The sequence below is a fragment of the Lawsonibacter sp. JLR.KK007 genome, from assembly GCF_036941135.1.
In the GTDB taxonomy this organism is placed as follows: domain Bacteria; phylum Bacillota; class Clostridia; order Oscillospirales; family Oscillospiraceae; genus Lawsonibacter.
The window spans coordinates 1,520,226-1,545,298 of record NZ_JAYWSY010000002.1 but is presented as its reverse complement, the minus strand read 5'-3'; the positions used below and the strand labels follow the sequence as shown (position 1 = coordinate 1,545,298).

29 protein-coding genes and 1 other annotated feature are annotated in these 25,073 nt (G+C 58.6%); of the genes, 16 read left to right on the top strand and 13 right to left on the bottom strand.

The features are described 5' to 3' along the window. Window positions 1-19 precede the first annotated feature (19 nt). On the top strand, window positions 20-1,225 hold the full coding sequence (locus tag VV088_RS17630) for a glycoside hydrolase family 3 N-terminal domain-containing protein (RefSeq protein WP_334601986.1): 1,206 nt from the start codon (window positions 20-22) through the stop codon (window positions 1,223-1,225). A gap of 31 nt (window positions 1,226-1,256) precedes the next feature. On the opposite strand, the gene VV088_RS17625 is transcribed toward VV088_RS17630, so the two are convergent. From VV088_RS17625 to rpmH, 9 genes are all read right to left on the bottom strand, one after another. Continuing rightward, window positions 1,257-2,201, bottom strand: a complete 945-nt coding sequence (locus VV088_RS17625) for an AEC family transporter (protein WP_334601985.1) — start codon at window positions 2,199-2,201, stop codon at window positions 1,257-1,259. Between the two features lie 68 nt (window positions 2,202-2,269). Continuing rightward, complete coding sequence (locus VV088_RS17620) at window positions 2,270-3,463, bottom strand: PSP1 domain-containing protein (RefSeq protein WP_334601984.1); 1,194 nt, start codon at window positions 3,461-3,463, stop codon at window positions 2,270-2,272. A gap of 34 nt (window positions 3,464-3,497) precedes the next feature. Further along, window positions 3,498-4,322: a DNA polymerase III subunit gene (locus tag VV088_RS17615; RefSeq protein WP_334601983.1), complete on the bottom strand. Its 825-nt coding sequence runs from the start codon at window positions 4,320-4,322 to the stop codon at window positions 3,498-3,500. A gap of 53 nt (window positions 4,323-4,375) precedes the next feature. Then, a complete protein-coding gene (locus tag VV088_RS17610; protein WP_334601982.1) occupies window positions 4,376-5,698 on the bottom strand; it encodes an aminotransferase class I/II-fold pyridoxal phosphate-dependent enzyme in 1,323 nt (440 codons plus the stop codon). A 47-nt stretch (window positions 5,699-5,745) separates the two neighbouring features. Then, entirely contained in the window at window positions 5,746-6,753 is a 1,008-nt protein-coding gene (gene jag, locus VV088_RS17605) for an RNA-binding cell elongation regulator Jag/EloR (RefSeq protein WP_334601981.1), read from the bottom strand. 3 nt (window positions 6,754-6,756) lie between these two features. Continuing rightward, entirely contained in the window at window positions 6,757-8,238 is a 1,482-nt protein-coding gene (locus VV088_RS17600) for a YidC/Oxa1 family membrane protein insertase (protein ID WP_334601980.1), read from the bottom strand. Between the two features lie 36 nt (window positions 8,239-8,274). Beyond that, entirely contained in the window at window positions 8,275-8,493 is a 219-nt protein-coding gene (gene yidD, locus VV088_RS17595) for a membrane protein insertion efficiency factor YidD (protein ID WP_334601979.1), read from the bottom strand. After that, the gene (gene rnpA, locus VV088_RS17590; RefSeq protein WP_334601978.1) at window positions 8,490-8,846 is read right to left on the bottom strand and encodes a ribonuclease P protein component; all 357 of its coding nucleotides are present in this window, start codon (window positions 8,844-8,846) and stop codon (window positions 8,490-8,492) included. Before rnpA ends, yidD begins: the two co-directional genes overlap by 4 nt. Window positions 8,847-8,986: 140 nt before the next feature. Continuing rightward, entirely contained in the window at window positions 8,987-9,121 is a 135-nt protein-coding gene (rpmH, locus tag VV088_RS17585) for a 50S ribosomal protein L34 (RefSeq protein WP_040649988.1), read from the bottom strand. 426 nt (window positions 9,122-9,547) lie between these two features. On the opposite strand from rpmH, the gene dnaA reads away from it, so the two are divergent. The 11 genes from dnaA to rnhA all read left to right on the top strand — a co-directional run bounded on the left by dnaA (window position 9,548) and on the right by rnhA (window position 20,913). Beyond that, window positions 9,548-10,861, top strand: a complete 1,314-nt coding sequence (gene dnaA, locus VV088_RS17580) for a chromosomal replication initiator protein DnaA (protein WP_334601977.1) — start codon at window positions 9,548-9,550, stop codon at window positions 10,859-10,861. Window positions 10,862-11,097: 236 nt separating this feature from the next. Beyond that, a complete protein-coding gene (gene dnaN / locus VV088_RS17575; RefSeq protein WP_334601976.1) occupies window positions 11,098-12,204 on the top strand; it encodes a DNA polymerase III subunit beta in 1,107 nt (368 codons plus the stop codon). A 12-nt stretch (window positions 12,205-12,216) separates the two neighbouring features. After that, window positions 12,217-12,966: an SUKH-4 family immunity protein gene (locus VV088_RS17570; protein ID WP_334601975.1), complete on the top strand. Its 750-nt coding sequence runs from the start codon at window positions 12,217-12,219 to the stop codon at window positions 12,964-12,966. Between the two features lie 19 nt (window positions 12,967-12,985). After that, the gene (locus tag VV088_RS17565) at window positions 12,986-13,207 is read left to right on the top strand and encodes an RNA-binding S4 domain-containing protein (RefSeq protein WP_334601974.1); all 222 of its coding nucleotides are present in this window, start codon (window positions 12,986-12,988) and stop codon (window positions 13,205-13,207) included. After that, window positions 13,198-14,301 carry a DNA replication/repair protein RecF gene (recF, locus tag VV088_RS17560; protein ID WP_334601973.1) on the top strand — a complete coding sequence of 368 codons (1,104 nt, stop codon included), beginning with the start codon at window positions 13,198-13,200 and terminating at the stop codon, window positions 14,299-14,301. The genes VV088_RS17565 and recF overlap by 10 nt, the downstream gene beginning before the upstream one ends. Before the next feature lie 4 nt (window positions 14,302-14,305). Further along, complete coding sequence (gene remB / locus VV088_RS17555; RefSeq protein ID WP_334601972.1) at window positions 14,306-14,569, top strand: extracellular matrix regulator RemB; 264 nt, start codon at window positions 14,306-14,308, stop codon at window positions 14,567-14,569. Between the two features lie 75 nt (window positions 14,570-14,644). Next, a complete protein-coding gene (locus VV088_RS17550) occupies window positions 14,645-15,043 on the top strand; it encodes a PH domain-containing protein (protein WP_334601971.1) in 399 nt (132 codons plus the stop codon). Between the two features lie 46 nt (window positions 15,044-15,089). After that, window positions 15,090-17,045 (top strand): DNA topoisomerase (ATP-hydrolyzing) subunit B, encoded by a 1,956-nt coding sequence (gene gyrB / locus VV088_RS17545; protein WP_334601970.1) that lies wholly within the window; start codon window positions 15,090-15,092, stop codon window positions 17,043-17,045. A 12-nt stretch (window positions 17,046-17,057) separates the two neighbouring features. Next, entirely contained in the window at window positions 17,058-17,531 is a 474-nt protein-coding gene (locus VV088_RS17540; protein WP_334601969.1) for a hypothetical protein, read from the top strand. Between the two features lie 21 nt (window positions 17,532-17,552). Then, window positions 17,553-20,057 (top strand): DNA gyrase subunit A, encoded by a 2,505-nt coding sequence (gene gyrA, locus VV088_RS17535; RefSeq protein WP_334601968.1) that lies wholly within the window; start codon window positions 17,553-17,555, stop codon window positions 20,055-20,057. Window positions 20,058-20,475: 418 nt separating this feature from the next. After that, window positions 20,476-20,913 carry a ribonuclease HI gene (gene rnhA / locus VV088_RS17530; protein WP_334601967.1) on the top strand — a complete coding sequence of 146 codons (438 nt, stop codon included), beginning with the start codon at window positions 20,476-20,478 and terminating at the stop codon, window positions 20,911-20,913. A 20-nt stretch (window positions 20,914-20,933) separates the two neighbouring features. On the opposite strand, the gene VV088_RS17525 is transcribed toward rnhA, so the two are convergent. Genes VV088_RS17525 through VV088_RS17515 form a run of 3 tightly spaced genes read right to left on the bottom strand, consistent with a single transcriptional unit; the run spans window position 20,934 to window position 21,644 of the window. Further along, window positions 20,934-21,104 (bottom strand): hypothetical protein, encoded by a 171-nt coding sequence (locus tag VV088_RS17525; RefSeq protein WP_334601966.1) that lies wholly within the window; start codon window positions 21,102-21,104, stop codon window positions 20,934-20,936. A gap of 14 nt (window positions 21,105-21,118) precedes the next feature. After that, window positions 21,119-21,328 carry a helix-turn-helix transcriptional regulator gene (locus VV088_RS17520; protein WP_160662676.1) on the bottom strand — a complete coding sequence of 70 codons (210 nt, stop codon included), beginning with the start codon at window positions 21,326-21,328 and terminating at the stop codon, window positions 21,119-21,121. A 4-nt stretch (window positions 21,329-21,332) separates the two neighbouring features. Next, window positions 21,333-21,644, bottom strand: coding sequence for a DUF6442 family protein (locus tag VV088_RS17515; RefSeq protein ID WP_334601965.1), 312 nt, complete (start codon window positions 21,642-21,644; stop codon window positions 21,333-21,335). 196 nt (window positions 21,645-21,840) lie between these two features. Between VV088_RS17515 and VV088_RS17510 the strand changes: the two genes are divergently transcribed. Next, the gene (locus tag VV088_RS17510) at window positions 21,841-23,040 is read left to right on the top strand and encodes a vWA domain-containing protein (protein WP_334601964.1); all 1,200 of its coding nucleotides are present in this window, start codon (window positions 21,841-21,843) and stop codon (window positions 23,038-23,040) included. A gap of 11 nt (window positions 23,041-23,051) precedes the next feature. Further along, a complete protein-coding gene (locus VV088_RS17505; RefSeq protein WP_334601963.1) occupies window positions 23,052-23,579 on the top strand; it encodes a GNAT family N-acetyltransferase in 528 nt (175 codons plus the stop codon). Between the two features lie 348 nt (window positions 23,580-23,927). On the opposite strand, the gene VV088_RS17500 is transcribed toward VV088_RS17505, so the two are convergent. Beyond that, window positions 23,928-24,113 (bottom strand): hypothetical protein, encoded by a 186-nt coding sequence (locus tag VV088_RS17500; RefSeq protein ID WP_334601962.1) that lies wholly within the window; start codon window positions 24,111-24,113, stop codon window positions 23,928-23,930. Between the two features lie 103 nt (window positions 24,114-24,216). Here VV088_RS17500 and VV088_RS17495 point away from each other — a divergent pair, with 103 nt between their 5' ends. Continuing rightward, on the top strand, window positions 24,217-24,375 hold the full coding sequence (locus VV088_RS17495) for a toxin-antitoxin system protein (protein WP_334601961.1): 159 nt from the start codon (window positions 24,217-24,219) through the stop codon (window positions 24,373-24,375). A 54-nt stretch (window positions 24,376-24,429) separates the two neighbouring features. Beyond that, window positions 24,430-24,632 (top strand) — a binding site (T-box leader). 43 nt (window positions 24,633-24,675) lie between these two features. Beyond that, on the top strand, window positions 24,676-25,059 hold the full coding sequence (locus VV088_RS17490; RefSeq protein ID WP_334601960.1) for a DUF7668 domain-containing protein: 384 nt from the start codon (window positions 24,676-24,678) through the stop codon (window positions 25,057-25,059). Window positions 25,060-25,073: the final 14 nt, after the last annotated feature.

The following is a 25,073-nucleotide window of genomic DNA, read 5'->3' as shown; positions in this document are numbered from 1 at the left end:
TCCTATGCGAGGATGCAATATGAAACGATATCTTATACTCCTGCTCACGGGTCTGCTGCTGGCGGGATGTGCCGCCAGTCCTGTGGAGGACGCGAGCACGCCTCCCCCCTCCCCTCCGGCAGAAGAGGACCAGTCCGCCTTCGCGCCTGTAACAATCCCGGAGCCGGAACCCGACCCCAGACAGGAAACCATTGATGACCTGCTGTCCACTATGACGGTGGAGGAAAAGGCGGGACAACTTTTCTTTGTCCGCTGTCCCACCGTCAATGCCCCGGAATTGGCGGCGGAATATCACCTGGGGGGATATCTTCTCTTCACGCAGAATTTCAAAAACACCCTGGGCGACTGGCTCACCGCGGAAGAGGTGACACAGGCCATCCAAGCCTGTCAGGACGCTTCCGCCATCCCCATGCTGATTGGCGCCGACGAGGAGGGGGGCGTTGTAATCCGCGCCAGCCGGAACCCCAACCTCTTTGAGGAGCGCTGCAAATCCCCTCAGTGGCTGGACAAGCACCAATCCACAGAGTACAATGTCTTCGCCAGGGATAGTTTTGAGAAAAACAACAATCTGCTGCGTTTCGGCATCAACGTCAACTTCGCTCCCGTGTGCGATGTCTCCACCGACCCAAACAGCTTCATTTATGACCGCACCCTTGGCAAGGACGCCGCCGCGACAGCGGACTATGTGGCAGCTGTGATAAGGGGCAGCAACGGCGCACAAATCGGCGTGGGCACCGTCATGAAACACTTCCCAGGCTACGGAGACAACACCGACACCCACACCGGAATTGCCATAGACGAACGGCCCATTGAAACCTTTCGCACCAGCGATTTTCTCCCCTTCCAGGCCGGAATTGAGGCCAGCGACGGAACCGCTGCCGTACTGGTCTCCCACAACATCGTCACCTGCATGGACCCGGACCGGCCCGCTTCCCTCTCCCCCGCCGTCTATGACATACTCCGGGAGGAACTGGGCTTCTATGGCCCCACGCTCACAGACGACCTGGCTATGAACGCAATCACCAAATTTGCCAAGAAACAGGAGCAAAGCCCCGCTGTGCTGGCCCTGGCCGCCGGATGCGATATGGTGGTCACATCCGAATTTCAAAAGGAGTTTTCCCAAGTGCTGACCGCAATTGAAGAGGGCATCCTGCCGCCGGACCGGGTAGACGAGGCTGTCTCCCGGGTGCTGGGCTGGAAATACGACCTGGGACTGCTTTCATGAAAAAGGACTGCCATTTCTGGCAGCCCTTTGTTCAACTCAAAATTAGCATCAAAACTGGGATCGTAAGAAAGCTGGCCAAGATCGACAGGCAGGAGCCGGTGGCGGCATACTTCTCATCAGCGCCATACTCTCCCGCCATCACCGGCACCTGACTGACCACCGGCAGAGCACTCTCCACCACAAACACCTGGAGGGGCAGGCCCTCCATGCCCAGCAGGGAGCAGCAGGCCAGGCAGATCACAGGGGAAAGCGCCAGCCGCATCACCAGCATAGTGGGCAGCCCCCGCAGGAAGTGCAGGTTTTTCAGCCCCACCTCATAGACAATGAATCCGCAGTAGATCAAAGCCAGAGGGGACACTGCCCCGCTGATGTAGCTGGCAAACTTCATGACCGTGGCGGGAGGGCGCAGGTCCAGGACCAGCAGAAGGATGGACAGCAGCACCGAGAGGATCGGGGGCTTGGAAAACAAGTCCTTAAAAAAGGCTGCCGCGCCGGTCCTCCCCCTGGATCTGGTGCCCGCCCGCCCCACCAGCATGACCCCCACCGACTGGAGGAAGGAGGTATGTCCCAGATAGTACAGCATGATATAGGGCATACTGACCTCGCCAAACAGCTGTGTACACACCGGTATCCCGATAAAAATCGTGTTGGACAGGCCCGCCATCGCCACAAAGACTCCCCACCGCTCCCGAGGGAGGCGGAGCAGGGTGGCCGCCAGCGCGGAAAGCAGCAGACTGCAGACCACCGCCAGCACCCCGGCCAGCACCATGCCGCCCGCCTGGACCAGGCTGCCCCGGTCCAGATTGTTCAACAGACCCACAAGACAGTTGCAGGGCACCGCAATGTTCACAATAAACTTACTGATAAACTTTTTTTCCTTTGAGGTCAGCCAACCCCATACGCCCATGAAATAGCCCACCGACATGAGCATCAGCAGCACTACACAGGCTGAGACCGCGTTCCAAAAACCGGCCATCCGCTCCACTTCCTTTACAAAAATCCGGAGCCCGGACGCAAATACACGGCCGGGCCCCATCTTATTCTCTACTGCTGAGGCGAGGAGGGCTTCCCTCCGCCCCCTCTGGGCCTGCGGCGGCGGCGGCGGTTGGGCCGGAACTCACCGCCCTCCTCCCGGGGCTTCGAATCCTGCCGCTCCTCCTTCCCCCCGGACTCCGGCGCTCCCTCCCGAGGGGGACGCTGTTCGCCACCCTCGCCCTTGGGCCTGCGGCGGCGGTGATTTGGCTGGCGCTCCTCCCGCTCCTCATGGGGGACGGGCTGCTTCCGCTCCCGGCTGGGAAAGGCCGCCTCAATGGCGGCGGCCAGACTGGCCTCCTCGGTCACCGGAGCAGAAGCGCCGGCATCCTGGCGGCGCAGCTTGGCCAGCTCCTCCAGAGGGGGCTCCACATAGCCCTCGGGACGCTTTCCCTTGCCGCTGCGGATCACGCACAGCTCACAGTTGTGATAACATCTGGGGGTGTCGGGGTCGGACTCCAGCCGGACCTGCACCGTTTGACGCAGCAGATTTACGCTGGAAACGGTGCCTGCTCCATCAGGGGTCTCTACAAAGGACTCCTGCTTGGGCGCTTTTTTTACCAGATCCTCATAAGCCTCCTGCTCGTACTTCAGGCAGCACATCAGCCGCCCGCAGGTTCCGGAAATCTTGGTGGGGTTGAGAGACAGGTTCTGAGTCTTGGCCATCTTGATGGAAACAGGCTGGAAATCATCCAAAAACTGGGAACAGCAAAAGGGCTTTCCGCAAATACCCAGCCCGCCCAGCAGCTTGGCCTCGTCCCGCACCCCGATCTGCCGCAGCTCGATGCGGGTATGGAGGGCGCCAGCCAGGTCCTTTACCAGGGCGCGGAAATCCACCCGCCCCTCAGAAGTGAAGAAGAAGAGAATCTTACTGCCATCAAAGCTGTACTCGGCGCTGACCAGCTTCATATCCAGGCCGTGCTCCAGGATTTTCGCCTGGCAGACCGAAAAGGCGTGCTTCTCCCGATCCTTGTTCCGCTCCATCAACCGCGCGTCCTCCTGGGTGGCCTTCCGCACCACCGGACGCAGCGGAGCCGTAAGGTCGATCTCATCCACCATGTTGTTGCTCCGCACACATTGGGCGTACTCCGTCCCACGGGCCGTCTCCACGATCACGCCATCCCCAACCTGGAACTGAATGCCGTTTGGATTAAAGTAATATTCCTTGCCTCCGCTCTTAAAACGGATACTGATGATCTCTACCATTCGTATATTCTCCTTGATATATTAAATCCTGTTATTACAGGTCCTCAAACATTCCCGCGCACAGCCAGCCGGACAGCTGACTGCCATTCAGATTGAGCCGGGCCGCGCCTCTCAGCTGCTTTACCAGCTCCACCGCCCGCAGAAGACGGCTCCCCCCGCCCCTCCGGACCGCCCTGGCGCACAGCTCCTCCTCCAGCGCGTTCAGCAGGGTAAGCAGATCGTCCTGACTCTGCTTTGCGGTAAATTCCACCGCCATCTCCAGCAGCTTCAGCTCATCCGTCCCTTCCAGGGCATTGGCCATTCTGCTCACCAACTCAGAACGCTCCGGACCGCCAGCGGCCTCCGCCGGCCGGCCGGCCGGGAGCAGATCCAGCTCCTCACAGCGGGACCGCACCGTCTCCAAGAGGGCATCCGCGTTGTTGGCAATGAGCAGAAAGGAGGCGTAGCGCGGGCCCTCCTCCAGCAGCTTCAGCATCGCGTTCTGAGCGGAGGCGTTCATCTGATCCGCATCCTCCAGAAGGTAGACCTTCCGGCTCCCCTCGTTTGGACGAATATAAGCGTCGCTCCGCAGGGCGCGCACCTGATCCACCGTAATGGACTTCCCTTTCCCGGGCCCGGCGATGACAGACACATCGGGATGCACACCTTTCCCCACCTTCAGGCAGGACCCGCACTGTCCGCAGGGCTTTTCCCCCCGGGAATCACAGAGCAGTCCCGCCGCCAGCAGCCGGGCCAGGGTATGCCGCCCCGATCCCCCCGGACCGGAGAGGATATAGGCGTGGGACAGTCCCCTCCCCCGCTCCTGCTGAGAGAGCTGCTCCTTGACCCGCTCATTTCCTTTGAGGGCTGTAAGGTTCATGCTGTAACCTCCCGGCATCCGTTTCCATCGAGGCCGTGAAGAAAACTGCCCGTCTATCTGGAAACAACTCGTATATCTGACAGCATATTATACCCTATTTCCTGTAAATAGGCCAGCTCTTTTTTTGAAATATGCTCCCCAGGCGCAACCACAGGCACACCAGGGGGATAAGGAGCGATCTGACAGGCGGAGACCTCCCCCTCGCAGTCCCTCAGCGGACAGGTCCGGCTGCCCGCAAAGAGCGCCTGCCGCGGAGAGAGTACCCGCTTTGGCAGAGGGGGCGCAGGGATGGCTGGGCAATCCCCCATTCCATCCCGCAGCTCCTCCAGCACCTGCTCCAGATGGTCAAAATCCTCATCGCTGTCCTGAGCGGTGCAGATGAAAACCACATGGCCGCCGTCCACCATCTCAGGGTAGATCCCCCGCGCCTCCAGCTCCTTCGCGAAGGCGGGGCCGTCCTTGACCCTGAGGGTAAAGCGGCAGGGGTCCAGCTGCACAACCTCGCCGCTTTGCAGCGCAGGAAACCTCTCCCGCAGCCGGGCCACGCGGCTGGCCGTACGCATATAATCCAGCGCCCCTCCGTCCACAAGCCATTGACGGGCTGCGTCCAGACTGGCCATCATCGGATAGGAGGGGCTGGAGCTGCCATACACCGAGGCCATCTGCCTCACCCGGTCCAACTCCATCCAGTTGACAAACAGCAGGGCCGACTGCCCCATAGCAGGGAGGGTCTTGTGGGCGCTGACCACCACAGCGTCCGCCTCCCAATAGCAGGTCGCCTCTCCTAGAAAGGGCAGGTGCGCCCCATGTGCGCCGTCCACGAAAAGCGTTCCACCGTGAGCGTGAACCATGCGGGAAACAGCCTTAATATCTGACAACACTCCGGCATAGGTCGGAGAAGTAATACAGACCGTTTTAATATCCGGATTCTGACACAGCATTTTATCCACCAGTTCCGGGGAAACAGGGCCGATCAGCTGCTCCGACTCCAGCCAGGGCCGCTCCAGATAGACCGGCTCCAGGTCCAGCAGGGCCAGAGCGTGAAAGACGGCCCGGTGGCAGTTCCGGTCAACGAGCACCCGGCTCCCTGGCTGGGCGCACAGAGCCAGTCCGGTGTGGATACCCATGGTGGAACCGCCGGTCAAAAACTGGCAGACTTCAAATCCGAACAGATCCGCCCACAGCCGCTGGGCCTCATCGAAGGGGGCCCCGGCGGTGTACAGATTCCCGGTAGGAGTCAGCTCGGTAACATCCAGCGGGGCCAGCCCCATCAGCTCCGGAAGGGGCAGAAATTTTCCTTTGTGTCCCGGCATGTGATAGCGGGCGGGGCGCCGGGCGGCATACTCGTTCAGGGCGTCATAAAGGGGGGTTGGCATAGAATCACCTTCAAAAAAGCGGAAGGGTCCTCCCTTCCGCCAAAAATTTATCTCTGATGGGGGGCGTAGGCCACCACGGTGCGGCGGTTGGGCTCCACGCCGGTGGAGTAGGTGGTAACGCCCTTGAAGTCCTGAAGCGCAGTATGGATGACATGGCGCTCATAGGCATTCATAGGCTCCAGAGTCATATTCTTCCGATACTTGACCACCTTGCCCGCCACCTTGAGGGCCAGCCGCTGGAGAGACTCCTCCCGCTTGGCCCGATAGCCTTCGGCATCCACGTGAATGCGCACCCGCTTAGACTGTCCCCTGTTCACTGTGTAGCTGGTGAGCTGCTGAATAGCGTCCAGAGTTTCCCCCCGGCGGCCGATGATGGCGCCCAGGTCCTTCCCCTGAAGGATCACCTTATAATTGCCCTCGTTGGTGATGAAAATTTCCGGAGAAGCCTCCACCTGAAGGTGGGAGAGCAGTCCCATGAGAAAGGTTCGAATCTGACCGGCCCTCTCATCCTCAGGGCTGACCGGCTCCATCGTGACCGGCTCATGGGATACAGGCTTGGAGGGGCCGCCAATCAGGACCTCGTCACCCTCCTGCAGCCGGTTCTCCCGACGGGGACGCTCCTTTCGCTCCGGCTTGGAGTGACGCGCCCTGGGGGGAGCCATTCCCGGCTTTGCGGAGAGAATGGTCTCCTCCTCCACAGGGGCGGCGGGGGCCTCCGCCTTGGCTACGGGAGCCTTCGGCTTCGCTGCCGGCTTGGCCGCAGGAAGCACCGTCTCCTCCTTCGCCGGAGCGGGCTGTTCCACCTTGAACACGGGAACCGGCTGGGGCGCCTCCGGCTCCAGCAGGGACTCGTCGCTGATGGGCCGGGCCTTGCCATCCACCTCGTTGTAGCTCACCCGGACCTTGGCCGGATTGCTGCCAAAGCCCAGGAAGCCGGACTTGGCCCGCTCGATCACTTCTACTGAAACGTCGTCACGCTCCAGGCCCAGCTGGAACAGGGCGGCGGCAATGGCGTCCTCCTCGGAGCGCCCGGTGGTTTCGATCCACTTTAACATCACTTAGCCCTCCTTATTTTCATCTTCGTCCACCTCGACCTCGATCTCCTCCACTTCCACTTCGATCTCCTCAGTCTCCACGGGAGCCTCAATGGGGGCGGGGGCGGTCTCTTCGGCCGGGGACACGGGCTCGGTGGGCTTGCTCTCCGGAATCTGGATGGCTCCAGCCTGGAAGGCATCCACCTTCTCCTCGGTCTTGGCGGATTTTTTCTTTCCCTTCTTGTCCGCTCCGGCGGCCTCAATGGCCCGGAACAGCTGATTGGGGTCGGTATAAGGAGTCACGCCGCCGTACCGGTTGGGAATATAGGCGCGGCCCCTGGCGTAGGCCCGGATGCCTTCCCGGCTGTCCTCCCGGTTGATCCCCTCCTGGTCAGGTTCCTTGTCCTTTTTCTGGCCAGGCTTTTTCTTGCCGCGGTTCTTTTTCTCCTCCTCGATCCGGCGCTGGCGCTCCAGACGGGCCTCCTCCTTGCGGCGCTTCTCCTCTTCCTTCTCCTCGGCCTCCCGCCTGGCGGCGGCCTCCCGGGCGGCCTCGTAGTCCTTCTTCAGCATTTTTCCGCAGATAATTTCCTGGATCATCTGTATGAAATACTGCGAGATCCAGTATACAGACAGACCGGCGGGAACGGTGAAACCGATCCACAGGGACATCAGCGGCATCATCCACATCATCATCTTGTTGGTCTGGTCCATCTGAGCGTTTTTCGTCTGGTTATTCATCTGGTTGGTGGCCATAGACACTTTCATAGACACCCAGGACACGCACACCGAGATAATAGGCAGGATAAACAGGCCGACGGAACTGGGGGTCACCCCTCCAGCCCAAAATTTCCAGTTTGGAATTCTGGACAGATCCAGGCCCAGGAACTGGAAGTTCATTACAAACAGGTGATCCCCCGCCCCGGCAAACTGCGCATTGAGGAAGGACTGGAGAGAGGGCAGGTTCTCATGATTGATGAGTGAGACCAGATACAGCTGGTTATAGCCGGAATTGTGCTGGAACAGGCTGGTGATTTTCCCATCCGCCAACTGCTCCTTCAGCCGGTCCATGGCGGCCTGGGAGAGCCAGCCGTTGGCTACAGACACAGTCTCCCAATTCAGATGGGCGGCCAGAGCCTGAATCTGCTCCACAGAAAGGTGCATAAAGTAGGTCAATGGCTCCCGGATGATGCCGAACAGGGCGATCAGCACAATCATGGGGATCAGGGACCAGAGACAGCCACCCATAGGGTTGACCTTCTCCCGCTCATAGAGTTTCTGGAGCTCCAGGTTATAGCGCTCCTTGTCCTTGCCGTACTGCTTTTGCAGCTGCTGCATTTTTCCGGAAAGCATGGTAGTCTGGATCATGCTCTTCTTGCTCTTCAGTGTCACCGGAAAGAGCACCAGCTTAATAACAATTCCAAACAGAATCAGCGCAAGACCATAGCTGCTGAACAAATTATAAAAAAACAGCAGCAGCCAGGCAAAGGGTTGTAAAATAATACCCACTAAAGATACCTCCGCATATCAAATTGCGGCAGAGCCCTATGGGACAGGGTCATACTCAATGGACTTCTGCCGGTGGAAGGGGTGGCACTTCGCGATCCTGCGCAGAGCCAGCCAGCCTCCCTTCAGGGCGCCGTACTTCTCCACCGCCTCCAGCGCGTACTGGGAGCAGGTGGGGATGAACCGGCAGCAGGGGGGACGCAGGGGGGAAAGAGTCCGCCGGTAAAATCGGATCAACGCCAAAAGAACCTGTTTCATGGGAGCTTGTCCCCGTTTGGAAGGAGCAGGCCCAGCTTTTTCATCAGCTGGCAGAAGCTGCGCTCCAGCTCGGCATACTGGCCGAACATGACCCGGGTGCGGGCTACAATGACGATATCGTACCCGGCGGACACCATCCGCTCATGGGTGCGGTACAGCTCCCGGATCCGGCGGCGGGCGCGGTTGCGCTTCACCGCGTTGCCCAGCTTCACGCCGGTGGTGATGCCCAGCCGGCTCACCGGACGGCCCGTTCTCCGGCAGTAGATGACAAAGTAGGGGGAGACAGCGCTTTTGCCCTTATGGTACAGCCGGCGAAACTCATGATTTTGTTTTAAGGGGATGGTATGCTCCATGATTTCCTCCGTATGCACAGATAGGGCGGAGGAATTGCTCCCACGCCCCTGGTTTGTGCGCTATCTAAACTGTACGTCCCCGTTCCAGGTCTGATCCGCTTTACGACTGGGAAAGGGGCGGCCTGGCCGCCTCACCTTCCTCAGTGGGTCAGACGGGCGCGGCCCTTAGCGCGGCGGCGGGCCAGCACCTTGCGGCCATTGCGGGTGGCCATACGCTTGCGGAAGCCGTGCTCCTTGGAGCGCTGACGCTTTTTGGGCTGATAGGTACGAAGCATGGGGGACACCTCCTCAGTTTAGATTTTAAGCCGGCTCTCCCGGCCCAACAACAGTCCCGCTGGGACTGCGGTCTGCGGTCACAGCCGTCCTGACCGAACGGCGCAGCAGAGGGCGGACAGCGCCTCTGCAGAAAGATACGTCCAACATTATAGCGGATGAAAACCGATTCTGTCAACCATGATTTTCAGTTTTTATGATTTTATGGCTGGGTCCCGCCTCAAAGCTCCCACATTTTGTAGTTCCCCTCCTCTTCGCACACAAGGCCAGCCCCATTCAGGCCATACATTTAAAATAAAAAATGTGGAAAAACCTTGCTGTCCCGTCTGTTTTTTGGTATAATGTAGGGTGTGGAAAATCACGTGATTTCGTGCCTTCTCCGCCCAGAGCGGGGAGGGCGCTTTGAATGAATAAAAAGGAGGAGCGCCATGAATCCCGCCGCGGAAGTTTGGGAAAAAGTTAAGACCCTCATGTCGGCGGAGATGACCGCCACCACGCTGAACACCTGGTTCGACGACGCCGAGGCCCTGGCTCTGGAGGAGAGCCGTCTGGTCTTATATAGTCCCACCAAATTCAAGCAGGAGATCATCACCGCCCGCTATCTTCCCCCCATCCAGAACGCCCTCCATGAGCTGTTTTCCGCCGACTTTCAGGTCACGGTGCTCAGCGAGGGGGAACGAAACAAGCTGGAGAAGCCCAGAATGGGCGGCTTCCTCCCCGGAACGGAGGAGTACACCTTTGACCGGTTCGTGGTGGGCTCCTCCAACAAATTCGCCCACGCCGCTGCCCGGAAGGTGGCGGAAAACCCGGGGCTGAGCTATAACCCCCTGTTCATCTACGGCGAGTCCGGCCTGGGTAAGACCCATCTGCTCTACGCCATCGCCCACACCATCCACACCGAGCACCCGGACTACCGGATCATCTACATCAAGGGGGACTCCTTCACCAACGAACTGATCGCCGCCATCCGGGAGGGCCGGAACCAGGAGTTTCGGGAAAAATACCGGGGAGCGGACGTCTTCCTTATGGACGACGTGCAGTTCATCGCCGGACGGGACTCCACCCAGGAGGAGATGTTCCACACCTTCAATACCCTGTACGAGCTGAAAAAGCAGATCGTTTTCACCTCCGACCGGCCGCCCAAGGAGATGCTTCGGCTGGAAGACCGGCTGAAAACCCGCTTTGAATGGGGACTCCTGGCGGATATCGTCCCTCCGGACTACGAGACCAGAACGGCCATCATCAAAAACAAGGCCATCCGCATGGGGATGGAGCTGCCCGACTACATCATCCAGCTCATCGCTGAGAACATCACCGCCAATGTGCGGCAGATTGAGGGAACCGTCAACAAGATTATGGCCTACCAGGACCTGAACGGGGACGCGGTGGATAAAAACACCGTCATCCGAGCGGTAAAGGATATTTTTAAGGAGAAATCCGACATCCTCCCCACCGCCGATGTGATCATCGAGGAGGTCTGCAAGTTCTACAACCTGGAGCCCTCCATCCTTCGGGGCCAGAGCCGCTCCAAGGACATCTCCCTTGCGCGGCAGATCGCCATGTACCAGATCCGCCGCATGACCAACCTCTCCCTGAAGGAGATCGGCAAAGAGTTCGGCAACCGGGACCACAGCACCGCCCTCAACGCCATCAACCGCATTGAGGACCTGGTCAAAAACGACCCGGAAAAGGCGGAGATCATCAAGGATATCACCACCAACATCAACAGCCGGTACGAGTAGAGCCGCCCCGGTTTTCCACCGTTCTTTGTGGAATGTGAGTGGAGAACAGTGGAAAAACAGCGGACCTGTGGAAAACCCCTCCCCGTTCTCCACACCCCCTGTTGAGGCGCTTTCCTTACAGCCTCAAGGCATTCGGGACTCTTTCCACAAATTTTTCGCCTGCTGTCTACTATTACGAACTATAAATCCTCTCCTTCTATTCCGGAAGAGAGAAAACGAAATCGGAGGGACCGTTTATGAAATTCTCCTGTGAAAAGGCACTTCTGTCCAGCGCCATATCTACCACCTCCCGGGCGGTGGCTGCCAAGAGCTCCATCCCCGCCATGGAGGGCATCCTGATCGAAGCCGGCGAGACCCTGCGCCTCACCGGCTACAACCTGGAGACCGGCATCCAGGCCAGCGTTCCCGCAGAGGTTACGGAGCCCGGCTCCCTGGTGCTGTCCGCCCGGCTGTTTGGCGAGATCATCCGCAAAATGCCGGACGACGTGGTGGTCGTTACCTCCCAGAACTACACTGTCAATATCACATGCGGCCTGGCCAAGTACGACATCCTGGGCACCGACCCGGAGGAGTTCCCCGAGCTGCCCTCGGTGGACCAGCAGAACGCACTGACTGTTGCCCAGCCCGTCCTGCGGTCCATGATCAGCCAGACGCTGTTTGCCGTCAGCGACAACGAGAGCCGTCCGGTCCATACCGGTTCCCTCTTTGAGGTGGAGGGGAACGGGCTGACCATTGTATCCGTGGACGGCTACCGCCTGGCCCTGCGCCACGAGGAGCTGGAGGAAAAAAAGGGTGCGGACACCTTTTCCTTTGTCGTCCCCGGCTCCGCCCTCAGCGAGGTGGAAAAGATCTGCTCCGGGGAGGACGCGGTCACCATCATCCAGGGAGAGCGGCATATCCTGTTCCAGACGGGCGACACCGTACTGGTCTGCCGCCGGCTGGAGGGGGACTTTTTGGCCTACCGCAACGCCATTCCCCGGAACAACCCCATCAAAATCGAGGTGGACGCCCGCACCCTGCTGTCCTCCATCGACCGCGTATCCCTGATCATCAGTGAGAAGCTGAAGTCCCCCCTGCGCTGCATGTTCGGGGACGGAGCGGTGGACATCACCACCAAAACCGCCATCGGAGAGGCCGCCGACCGGTGCCCCACCGGCGGAGACGGCGGCGGGCTGGAGATCGGCTTCAACAACAAGTACCTGATGGACGCCCTGAAGGCCGCCCCCGCCGGCAGGCTGCGTATGGAATTTACCTCCGGAGTGGCCCCCTGCGTCATCCTGCCCGCCGAGGGAGAGGAAAACTTTGTCTATATGGTTCTGCCCGTGCGGCTGAAGGCAAATTAACGGAGGTTTCACGTGGAACAGCAAAAACAGACCCCCAACTGGATGAAGTATCCCTCCCTGCTTCAACTTTACCAGCAGGTCCGGGAGGCGGAAGTGGAATTGGAACCCGACCCGGAATTTTTGAAGGACCCGAAGCTGGGCCGGTATGAGGAATATCAGCTGAAAGACCTGGAGATTCCCCAGAATATCAAGAATTTTCTCATGGAGGTGGGCCTGCCGGACCAATTTTTAGACTTCCGCAGTCCGGAAGAGGAAACAGAGTACAAAAAGGACGTTTATGCAGGAGTCATATTCTGGGTCAGCTGTTTGAGGATTGAAACAGTCAAACGGAAACAGTATCTGGTGATTGGGGAGTCCCGCGGTTTGAGCCGCACCTGCACCACGACCAACTTTGGCAAGCCGGACCAAACCGACAAGTGGAACAAGCTGGAGGAATTGGTGCCGGTGATTGTGGAACTGAAAACCGGAAGCGTCTGGAGATGGATGCACTACTCGGATGAGGATATGCTTACGTTTGTAAACAGCAGCCTGGAACAGTATCTGCTGTCTATGGCCTACTGGCAGGCGTTTTACCTGGAGTTTGCGGCAAAGGTGACCAATTATCTGAAACGAAACCCCGAGAAAACAGAATTGGACTACATTTTCAGAAATGACAAGCGGCTTTACCGTTCGTTCCGCAGCTGCCTCATGGCATTGGACCCGGCTGCGCTGAGAAAGAGAATGACCTATTGGAAGTTTATGTGCGATTTGTCTTTGTACTAAGGAAGGTAATTATTACTATATGGAATCACATGAGATCAAGATACACACCGAATATATCAAACTTCAGGACCTGCTGAAGTTTGCCGGGGCGGTGGAGACGGGCGGAGACGCCAAGCTTATCATCCAGGAGGGCCGGGTAACCGTCAACGGGGAGCCCTGCGCCATGCGGGGGAAGAAGCTGCGTCCTGGGGATAGAGCGGTGATCGACGGCGAGACGGAGCTTGTAGTCACATGCTTGTAAAAAGGCTGGAGCTGGACTTTTTCCGCAACTACCCCCATCTGGAGGCGGAGTTCGACCCCCGGGTGAACCTGATCTACGGCGACAACGCCCAGGGCAAGACCAACCTGCTGGAGGCGGTGGCCTATCTGTCCGCCGCCCGGTCCCACCGGGCCCGGTACGACCGGGAGATGATTATGCTGGACGTGGACTCCGCCTTCATCAAGGGAGAGGTTTTCAGCCGGGACCGGGATTTTTCCCTGGAAGCCAAGCTGTTCCGGGGCCGGGGACGGCAGCTGTACTCCAACGGAGTCAAGCTGAAGACCGCCGGGGAGCTGGCCGGGATCCTGAACACAGTGTTGTTCTGCCCGGAGGACCTGTCCCTGATTAAGGCGGGGGCGGCGGAGCGGCGGAAATTCCTGGATGGAGCCATCTGCCAGCTGCGGCCCCGGTACGCCCAGGCTCTGGGGGAGTACAACCGGCTCTACGACCACAAGACCCGCATCCTCCGGGACTGGCCGGACAACCCCTCCCTGCTCCAGACCTTGGACGACTTCAATCTCCGCATGGCCCAGACCGGGGCCATTGTGATCCACTACCGGGCCCACTTTATCAAGCGGCTGCGGGAGCACGCACCCGCCATCCATGCCGACTTCTCCGGGGGCCGGGAGGGGTTGGAGCTGGGCTATGAGACGGTGTCTACGATCACCGATCCCCAGCGTCCGCCCAAGGACCTGCTTCCCCAGCTGCTGGACCATCAGGAGAGCCACCGTCAGGCGGAGATCGATTCCAGACAGTGCCTGTCCGGGCCCCACAAGGATGATCTGGCGGTTGTCGTCGGGGGACAGTCCGCAAAAACTTACGCCTCCCAGGGCCAGACCCGTACGGCGGCCCTCTCCCTGAAGCTGGCCCAGCGGGAGATTTGCCAGGAGGAGACCGGCGAATGGCCCGTCCTCCTGCTGGACGACGTGCTCTCCGAGCTGGACGCCAAGCGGCAGTCCTTCGTCCTCAACCGTATCCGGGGGGGACAGGTATTCATCACCTGCTGCGAGGAGGAGAAGCTGGAGGGCCTGGAGGGCGGAAAAGCCTTTCATATCCGGGAAGGAAAGCTGGTGTAGAAAAATGTACCTGCATTTAGGCCAGTCCTTTATGCTCCCCGACCGGGATATTTTGGGCGTCTTCGACCTGGATAACGCCAGCTGGGCCTATAAGACGCGAGAATTTCTGGAGCGTGCGGAGGCGGAAGGCCGGACCATCTGGCTTACCAGCGACCTCCCCCGGTCCTTCATCCTGGCGGACAGCCGGTGGGGAGAGCCGGTGGTCTATATGTCCCCCCTCTCCTCCGCCACCCTGGCAAGCAGGGCGGAACGGGGCGGCTTAGAGTAGAAACAAGCGACGAAAAGCGTAGCAAATACCACCTTCCTTTGCGAAGGGAGGCTTTAGGAACAAGGAGGTTGCAATATGGAATCCATCGAATATCTGTGGAAGGACCGCAAGCGCCGCCTGGGGCTGCCCCTCTCCTTCACCCGGTACCGCCTCAGTGAGGACCGGCTGTTCTGCGAGACGGGCTTTTTCAATCTGAAATCCGACGAAGTCCTGCTGTACCGGGTGCGGGACCTTCAGCTGACCATGTCCCTGGGCCAGCGCATATTCGGGGTGGGGACAGTGTCTGTGGTGTCCTCGGACAAGAGTATCCCCCACCTGGACCTGAAACATGTAAAGCGCCCCCGGGAGGTGAAGGAGCTGATCCACAAGCATGTGGAGGAGGCCAAGGACAAGCACCGCATGCGAGCGACCGAGCTGGTGGGCGGCGGCGAAGATGACGGCTCCTATGACCCGGACGACGATCTGAACGAATAACTGCTTGCGGAGAAGAGATCAGGAGAACACATCGCGGAGGTAAACTATGTCTGAAGAATTGAACCAGCGGAACGAACTGAGCACCACCCAGACCAACCATGAGTACGGCGGGTCGGAGATCCAGGTCCTGGAGGGCCTGGAGGCGGTGCGCAAGCGCCCGGGCATGTATATCGGCTCCACCTCGGAGTCCGGCCTGCACCACCTGGTGTATGAGATCGTGGACAACTCCATCGACGAGGCCCTGGCCGGCCACTGCACCGATATCACCGTGACCATCAATCCGGGCAACACCATCACCGTCACCGACAACGGCCGGGGCATCCCCGTGGACATCCAGCCCCAGACGGGAAAACCAGCCCTGGAGGTAGTCTTCACCATCCTCCACGCCGGCGGCAAGTTCGGCGGCGGCGGGTACAAGGTGTCCGGCGGACTGCATGGCGTGGGCGCGTCCGTGGTCAACGCCCTGTCCGAGTGGCTGGAGGTCCAGGTCCACAAGAACGGGGAAATTTATGAGATGAAGTTTTCCCGGGGCAAGATCACCCAGGAGATGAAGGTGGTGGGCAAAACTGACCATACCGGCACTACGGTCACCTTCAAACCTGACCCGGAAATGTTCGATACGCTGGAATACAGCTACGACACCCTCCACACCCGCATGCGGGAGGAGGCCTTCCTCAATGCCGGCCTGCGCATTCAGACGGTAGACCTCCGCCCCGGTATGGAGCAGGAGGACGACATGTGCTACGAGGGCGGCATCAAGGAATTTGTTGCCTTCATCAATCAGAACAAGGAGCCTCTCCATCCCGATGTGATCTATATGTCTGGCGCCCGTGAGGACTCCATGGCTGAGATCGCCATGCAGTACAACGACGGCTATAACGAAATTATGGTGTCCTTTGCCAACAATGTGCACACCGCCGAGGGCGGCATGCACGAGGAGGGCTTCAAGCGGGCGCTGACCAACGTGCTTAACGCCTACGGCAAAAGGATCAAGGTGCTCAAGGAGGAGGAAAAGGTCTCCGGCGACGACTGCCGGGAGGGCCTGACGGTGGTTATTTCCGTCAAGCTCACCGAGGCCCAGTTTGAGGGCCAGACCAAGGCCAAGCTGGGCAACAGCGAAATGCGCACCTTGGTAAACAACGTGGTCAGCGAGAAGCTGGAAATTTTCCTGGAGGAAAATCCCGGCGTGGGCAAGGCCATTTTGGAAAAAGCCCTCATGGCCAGCCGGGCCAGGGAGGCCGCCCGGAAAGCCCGAGAGTCCGTCCGCCGCAAGACGGTGCTGGAATCGGGCCAGATGCCAGACAAACTCCAGGACTGCAACGAGCGGGACCCCGCCCTGTGCGAGCTGTATATCGTCGAGGGCGATTCCGCCGCCGGCTCCGCCATCCAGGGGCGGGACAGCCGGTTCCAGGCCATTCTGGCCATGTGGGGCAAAATGCTCAACGTGGAAAAGGCCCGAGCGGACAAAATCTACGGCAACGACAAGCTCTATCCTCTGGTGCTGGGCCTGGGCGCGGGCATCGGTGAGGAGTTCAACATTGACAAGCTGCGCTATCATAAGATCATCATCATGGCCGATGCCGACGTGGACGGCGCCCACATCCGCACCCTGCTGCTCACCTTCTTCTTCCGGTATATGCGTCCGCTCATTGAACGGGGCTATGTCTACTCCGCCGTGCCGCCGCTGTATAAGCTGACCCGGGGTAAACAGCAGCGGGTGGCCTACTCCGACCCGGAGCGGGACGCCATCTCTGCCGAGATGCGGGGAGACAACTCCAATGTGAAGGTGGAGATCAACCGCTTTAAGGGCCTGGGCGAGATGGACCCCCACGAGCTGTGGGAGACCACCATGGACCCGGAGCGCCGTACCCTGCGCCGCATCACCCTGGACGATGCTGTAGCCGCCGATCAGATCTTCACCGTCCTCATGGGCGAGGAGGTGGAGCCCCGGAAGGACTGGATCGTAAAAAATGCCCAGTATGTGGACAATCTGGACTTTTAAGGAGATTTTGCCATGGAAGAGATCATCAAAAAAGGTCCTGTTCCGGCAATGCCGGAGGATATTTGGGTCCATTACGCAAATCAGGAGTTCAACACCGGTGAGGATACAGAGATCAAGGACCTTTCCGAAGCTGGTGTGCAGGATTTGGTGGAAAAGGTCCGAAATGGGACTTACCAGAGCCTGTATCTTACCCCCAACGAGGATGGGGAGATTGAGGAGGGTTTCCTTCAGTTGGAGAGCGCCGAAGGCGGCGGGCGGATCTTTTTGCAGATTGCCAACGATGAGGAGCACACGGCCTGGTCCTGCTTCGACCCAGAGTATCTGGATTCCGACGAAGAATCTCCCATAGAATGCAGCGACGGACAGTCTGAGATCCCCATGAAAACCACCATGAGGGACCGGGAGCTGGCGGCGAAGTGTGTGGAGTGGTATATCCATACAGGAGAGTCCTACCCAGGGATGGACTGGCTGAAGCTGACCTGGTAACGGGAGGAAATGAGGTAAAATATGGCACACAACCGAGATTATAAACCGGAGGACATCGCGTTCCCCAACCAGGCGATCACCGAATCCGAGCTGGTCGGGGAGATGGAAAAGAGCTATATTGAATACGCCATGTCGGTCATCGTGGGCCGGGCCCTGCCCGACGTGCGGGACGGCCTGAAGCCGGTCCACCGCCGCATTTTGTATACCATGTACGAAAGCGGATTGACCAGCGATAAGCCCTTCAAAAAGTCGGCCACCTGCGTGGGTGACGTTTTGGGTAAATATCACCCCCATGGCGACTCCAGCGTTTACGATGCCATGGTCCGTCTGGCCCAGAGCTTCTCCATGCGCTACATGCTGGTGGACGGCCACGGCAACTTTGGCTCGGTGGACGGCGATCCCCCGGCGGCCTACCGTTATACCGAGGCCCGCATGTCCAAGCTGTCCAACGAAATGCTGCGGGACATCGACAAGGACACCGTGGACTGGGACCCCAACTTTGACGAGAGCCGGCAGGAGCCCCGAGTGCTCCCCTCCCGGTTCCCCAACCTGCTGGTCAACGGCTCCAGCGGCATCGCCGTGGGCATGGCCACCAACATCCCGCCCCACAATCTGAAGGAGGTCATCAACGCTACCATCTGCGTGCTGGACAATCCGGAGGCCGATCTGTCCGACCTGATGGAGCACATCAAGGGCCCGGACTTCCCCACCCGGGGCATCATTATGGGCCGGTCGGGCATCCGGGCGGCCTACGCCACCGGCCGGGGCAAGATGGTCCTGCGGGCCCGAACGGAGTTCGAGGAGTTTGGAAAGGACCGTATCCGCATCATTGTCAACGAGCTTCCCTACCAGGTTAACAAGAGGCAGATGATCAAAAACATCGCTGACCAGGTGAAGGACAAGCGGCTGGAGGGCATCTCCGACCTGCGGGACGAGACGGACCGCAACGGCATGCGCATCGTCATTGAGCTGAAAAAGGACGCCAACGCCCAGGTGGTGCTGAACAAGCTCTTCAAGCAGACGGCCATGCAGACCAATTTTTCCGTCATCATGCTGGCTCTGGTGGAGGTCAACGGTAAGCTCCAGCCCCGGGTGCTGTCCCTGCGCGGTGTGCTGGACGAGTATATCGCCTTCCAGGAGCAGGTTATCATCCGCCGCACCAGATACGACCTGAAAAAGGCCCAGGAACGGGCCCACATTTTGGAGGGCCTGCTCATCGCCCAGGACAACATCGACGAGGTCATCCACATCCTCCGCACCAGCTACAGCAACGGCAAGGAGCGGCTGATGGAGCGCTTCCAGCTGGACGAACCCCAGGCCCAGGCCATCTGCGACATGCGGCTGATCTCCCTCCAGGGGCTGAACCGGGAAAAGCTGGAGGCGGAGTATGAGGAGTTGGAGAAGAAGATCGCCTACTTCAACCAGCTGCTGGCCAGCAAGGAGATGCTTCGGGGGGTGCTGAAGGAGGAGCTCATCGCCATCCGGGACAAATATGGCGACGACCGGGTCACCGAGATCCAGGACGTGGAGGACGAGATCGACATCGAGGACCTGATCGCGGAGGAGCAGTGCGTCTTCACCCTCACCCAGGCGGGTTATATCAAGCGCACCCCGGTGAGCGAGTACGCCGCCCAGTCCAAGGGCGGCATGGGCAAGAAGGGGATCACCACCCGGGAGGAGGACTATGTGGTGGACGTGTTCACCGCCTCCACCCACGACTATATCCTCTTCTTCACCGACACCGGCAAGGTCTACCGGAAGAAGGGCTACCAGATTCCTGAGAGCGGCAAGACCGCCAAGGGCACCAACATTGTCAACATCCTCCAGGTGGAGCAGGGAGAGCGCATCCAGACCATGCTCCACTTCCGGGAGACCAGCGGCAAGGAGCTGTTCCTGTTCATGGTCACCCGCCAGGGCACCGTGAAACGTCTGCCGGTGCAGGCCCTGAAGAACCTGCGCAACAACGGCATCCGTGCCCTGCGCCTGGACGAGGGAGACGAGCTGGTCTCCGTCCGGGAGACCGACGGGACTATGCGGATCCTCATCGCCACCCACGACGGCATGGCGGTCTGCTTCGACGAGAACGACGTGCGGCCCATGGGCCGGGACGCGGTGGGCGTCCGGGGCATCCGCCTGCGGGAGGGCGACTATGTGGTGGGCGCCGCCCGGGCCGCGGAGGGGAAAACAGTGCTGTCCATCACCGAAAAGGGCTTTGGCAAGCGCACCCCCGTGGAGGAGTACCGCATCACCAACCGGGGCGGCATGGGCATCAAGAACTATATGGTCACCGAGAAGACCGGTCCCATCGTAGGGGTCAAGGTGGTGGACGGCTCCGAGGATCTGCTGCTGGTCACCCAGTCGGGCATCCTGATCCGCACCCATGTGGACACCATCAAGCAGTGCGGCCGGGCCACCCAGGGGGTCATCGTCATGCGCTTCAAGGAGGACGGCGACAAGGTGATCTCCCTGGCCCTGGCCGAACGGGAAGAAGCCGCGGAAGCTGGTGAGGAGCAGCCGAAGGAGTAATTCCAATGAATATGCTGCTGATGGAATCTGCCCCGTAAGATCAGCAAGCAGAGTGAGGAAGAGCATATCCCCTCCAACGTTCCGGGCGCTAAGCGGCGGCTGGAGCAGCTGGACAGCCTGGGGAAATAAAAAGCGCGGTTGGGATTTCGACCGCGCTTAATCTTTGAACACAAACAAATTATGCTATAATACCTCTTGATGGGCGGTATTATGACACAGTTTAAAATTGTGGAGATTTTACTCACAGCTGTCATTGTGTACTTTGGCTTTCCGTTATTTGCCGCAGCTGCAGTCTTCTGCGCTCTGTATTATTACGGCAGAGGGATGGGATGCAGCAAAAAGACATTTGACTTTTTCGCGGATATCATGTACCCTTGGAGATGAAAGAGAAAAGAAATCAACTGTAAAGGAATTAACTATGAAGACAGTTACCATTTACACCGACGGGGCCTGCTCCGGCAACCCCGGCCCCGGGGGCTGGGGGGCCATCCTGATGTACAACGGCCACAGGAAAGAGCTGTCCGGGGGCGAGGCCCAGACCACCAACAACCGCATGGAGCTCACCGGAGTAATCGCCGCCCTGGAGGCCCTGAAGGAACCCTGCGCGGTGGAGCTGTACTCCGACAGCAAGTACGTCATCGACGGTCTGGGCAAGGGCTGGGCCAAGGGCTGGCGGGCCCGGGGCTGGGTGAAGTCGGACAAAAAGCCCGCCCTCAACCCCGACCTGTGGGGCCGGCTGCTGGACCTGTGCGAGAAGCACACCGTCAACCTACATTGGGTGAAGGGCCACGCGGAAAACGAGTTCAACAACCGCTGTGATCAGCTGGCGGTGGCGGAGAGCCAGAAGTTTAAATAAACAAAAAGGTCACAGGACAATTATTTGTCCTGTGACCTCTTTTTCCTCTTCCGATAACAGATCTCCCGGTTGCCGCAGGTGGCGCACCCCCGGCCGCATCCCCGCTTGGAACCGTAGTTGTTAAGCAGCAGGATGGCGATGGGAATGCCAATTACTGCCACGGCGAATAACCCTATGGCGAACACCTCCATTAACAGGCCCCCTCTCAGTCGAAATAGAACAACTCCTCGAATTTCTTGTCCAGGGCGACACACAGCACCAGAGCCAGCTTGGCGGTGGGATTGAACTGGCCTGTCTCGATGGAACTGATGGTCTGGCGGGAGACGCCCACCAGTTTGGCCAGCTCCCCCTGGGACAGGGATCGCTCCGCCCGGGCCACCTTTAACCGATTTTTCAGGACCAACTGGTCGTCCATGCCCTCACCCCTGTGAGAAGTATTTTACCACATAGAACACCAGGATGACAAGAGAGATTATCATGGTGATCAGATCAGAGGCACTCTTCCGCTTGGTGAGCCGGTACAGCCGGTTACTAACGCAGGAGGTCCAGAACATGATGAATATAGTGTCAGAGGGCAGATCATGCAATCGATTGTAAGAAAACAGAAGAAGTCCCACCAACAGAGTGAGAGCCAGGCTGAAGGACTCCCCTTCGACGCGGATGGTTTTTTCCATCTCGTCCTGCGTTTCATTTTCTTTGCGGCTCTTTTCCAGAATTTTGTCTTTGTCCATAAGAAAGATCCTTTCTAAGATTTCCCGGCCTCGGTCCGGCCGTGACCTCCTCCGTTGAAGGTATCATAGCACGGTGGGACCATGTTGTCAAGTATACTTGTCAAAAAAATAATGAAACTTGGCAGAACAGAATATGCTTGCCTTTTCAATAAAAAGACGATACAATCATCAAAGACGATGGAAGGAAGGTGAAGCCGTGTTTGAGAATTTGCTGTATCTGCTGCGGCGAAACGGCTTAAAGGTGTCCCTCACCGAGTGGATGGCTCTGATGGAGGGGCTGCACAAAAATCTCCACAACGCCAGCTTTACCGGCTTCTACCACCTGTGCCGCTGTCTGCTGGTGAAGAGCGAGGCGGACTTCGACGCCTTCGACCGCACCTTTCTGGAGTATTTTCGGGACGTCCCCTTCCAGCAGGAGATATCCAAAGAGTTATTGGACTGGCTGAATAAACCAGAAGTATTATCCGATTACGCCAACTGGGATGAGGCGCAGGCTCTGAAGAACATGGGTTTTTCCGAGGAGGAGGTCGAGCGGATGCTCCAGGAGCGCATGCGGGAGCAGACCGAGGAGCACAACGGCGGCAATTACTGGGTGGGTACCCACGGCATGTCCATGTTCGGCAACTCCGGTCTGTCCCCCAAGGGCATCCGGGTGGGAGGACAGTCCATGTACCGCCGGGCCTTCCGGGTGGCGGGGGAGCGGAAATTCCGGGATTTCCGCCGGGACAACACCCTGGATACCCGTCAGTTCCAAGTGGCCCTGCGCCACCTGCGGCAGTACTCCGGGCTGGTGGACCTCCCCCCTACCGAGTTCGATGTGGACAACACCATCAAGGACACCGCGGACAACGGCGGTGTTCTGAAGGTGCGCTACAAACGGCCCCGGGAGAACACGGTAAAGGTGCTCCTCCTGATGGATTCCGGCGGCTCCATGGACTACTACGCTCAGCTGTGCTCCGCCCTGTTTCAGGCAGTGTCCAAGTCAGGCCACTTCAAGGACCTGAAGGTCTACTATTTTCACAACTGTCCCTACAGCAAGCTGTATCTGGACCCCACCCTGCTCTACCGAAACAGCATTTCTACCGACTGGGTGCTGTCCAACATCCCAAGCGACTACAAGCTGATCCTGGTGGGGGACGCTCAGATGGCTCCCTACGAGTTGATGAGCGGCTACTACGGCCAGAGTGAGCGGGCGGACGGCCCCAAGTGCGGTATGGACTGGCTGCGCCTGCTGAAGGGCCGGTTCCGGCACACGGTCTGGCTCAACCCCAGCCGCCGTCCCGACTGGGGCGCCTACTGGTCCCAGACCTACGACACGATCGCCAATGAATTTCCCATGTTCCCCCTCACCGTGGACGGCCTGGAGGAGGGCATGAAAAAACTTCTCACCAGATAGGAGGCATCGCTATGACGGTTCGAAGGGCAGTTAGGGAGGATATCCCCCAGATCACGGCCATCTACGACCGCATTTTGACCGAGGAGGAGCAGGGCCGTGCGGTGGTCGGATGGATCCGGGGGGTCTACCCCACCGAGCAGACTGCGCTGGACGCTCTGGAAGCAGGGACCCTGTTTGTCCTGGAGCGGGACGGAGCGGTTGCCGCTGCGGCCAAAATCGACCAGAATCAGGTCCCAGAATACGCCAATGTCCCTTGGCGGCATGGGGATATTCCGCCGGAGCAGGTGATGGTGATCCACACCCTGGTGGTGGACCCCGTCCAGGCGGGAAAGGGCTGCGGGAGGGAGTTCGTCCGGTTTTATGAGCGGTACGCCCTGGACCAGGGCTGTCTCGATCTGCGGATGGACACCAACGCCCGGAATGCCGCCGCCCGGAGGCTGTACGCCGGCCTGGGCTACTGGGAGGCGGGGATCGTCCCCTGTGTGTTTAACGGCATCCCCGATGTACAGCTGGTCTGCCTGGAGAAATATTTGGGCTGAACAGAACGAATCCCTGGAGGGTGATCCTCCAGGGATTTTTGTTGCAGCTTTGGTCGAATTTTGGTACAATGTAGATGATTGCCTTTCCTACCCTGGCAACAGGGAGGAGGTGAAGAGATGAGCGTATTGGTGGATGTGATCGTGGCTGTCACTGCAAATGTTATCGGCGGACTCATTTGCAGATGGTTTGACCGTCACAACAAAAGGTAACCAAAGTTAAATCGAGCCCCACAGAGAGATGCGACCTCTCTGTGGGGCTCAGTTTTGCGTGAAGATGATGAGCCGTTTGGTGGATTATCGGCTGAAAACATTTTACCACAACCGGTTTATCATATGCAAGAGGAAATCCTACATTTCTTGTTCGGAGGAAAACAGCTGAAAGATCCGCCCTTTGTTGGGTGGCTCGCCCCCCGCGGCCAGCCAGCCGGCAATGAACGCCTGACGCATGGCGGAGAACAGAATGTTTTCTGCTTCATCATATTCGCGCGTCTCTAAGAAATGGGAGAATGCAGATTCAAAATCATTGCTGTACATGGTATTCCTCCCACGATGCATTTAGACCAGTTTACACGATAAACCACGATTTGTCAACGTAACACGGGAGAAAATAGTATCATTCCAATTGAGGAGTGATTCTGTGAAGCCATTGAAAACATCGGTGAGCATTACCATTGATGCCCCCATTTTGGATCGGGTGAGGTATTTGGCAGAAATGGAGGACCGCTCTCTGTCCAGCTATATCAATCAGGTTTTGAAAGCTCATCTGAAAGAAGTCAATCAGAAGGAAAAGAGGTAAAAACTCTTAAAATTCCCCTTGACAGGGGAAGAAAACTGGCATACAATAGAGAACCACAAAGCGAAGACAGGGAACAGTACCCCGCAGCCGGGCGGCAGAGAGAGGATGGCAGGTGAAAATCCTCCGAAGGCGCGGCGGGAAGGCGCCTTGGAGCGCGGACAGGAAATGGTCCGCCGGTCCCCCGCCGTTACCGGGCAAGAGTGTCCCCCATGGGGAAATTCAGGTGGAACCACGGACAAGTTTTGTTCGCCCTGAGCCAAACCGGCTCAGGGCGTTTTTGTCTGTAAAGGAGGTGTTTTGATGACGGAACAGCACAAGGAACAGGCCATTGAGGTGGTAAAGAACATCTGCCACGTCCTTCACGAAAAGCGGTACGAGGATCTGCCCTCCTGCGTGGACGAGATGGAGTGGGACAACACCGAGGAAATCCGGGAGTGCATCCAGGGCACGCTGGACATGAATGACTTCGATGTTTTTGACGAATATGGCGTCCCCTGTAACTTTAAGCCTCAATATGAGTATCATCATGAGATCATGTTTTTTGAGTATAAGGACGGCAGCGGCTTCGCGGCGGACTACGAGCTGACCTCCGGCGGAGACTTGACCTATCTGACGTTACAGCTTGAGTTTTTGTACGAAAACGGAGGATTAAAACGAATTTTCCACACGATTGACCCACAATAAATGAAAAGGAGCTT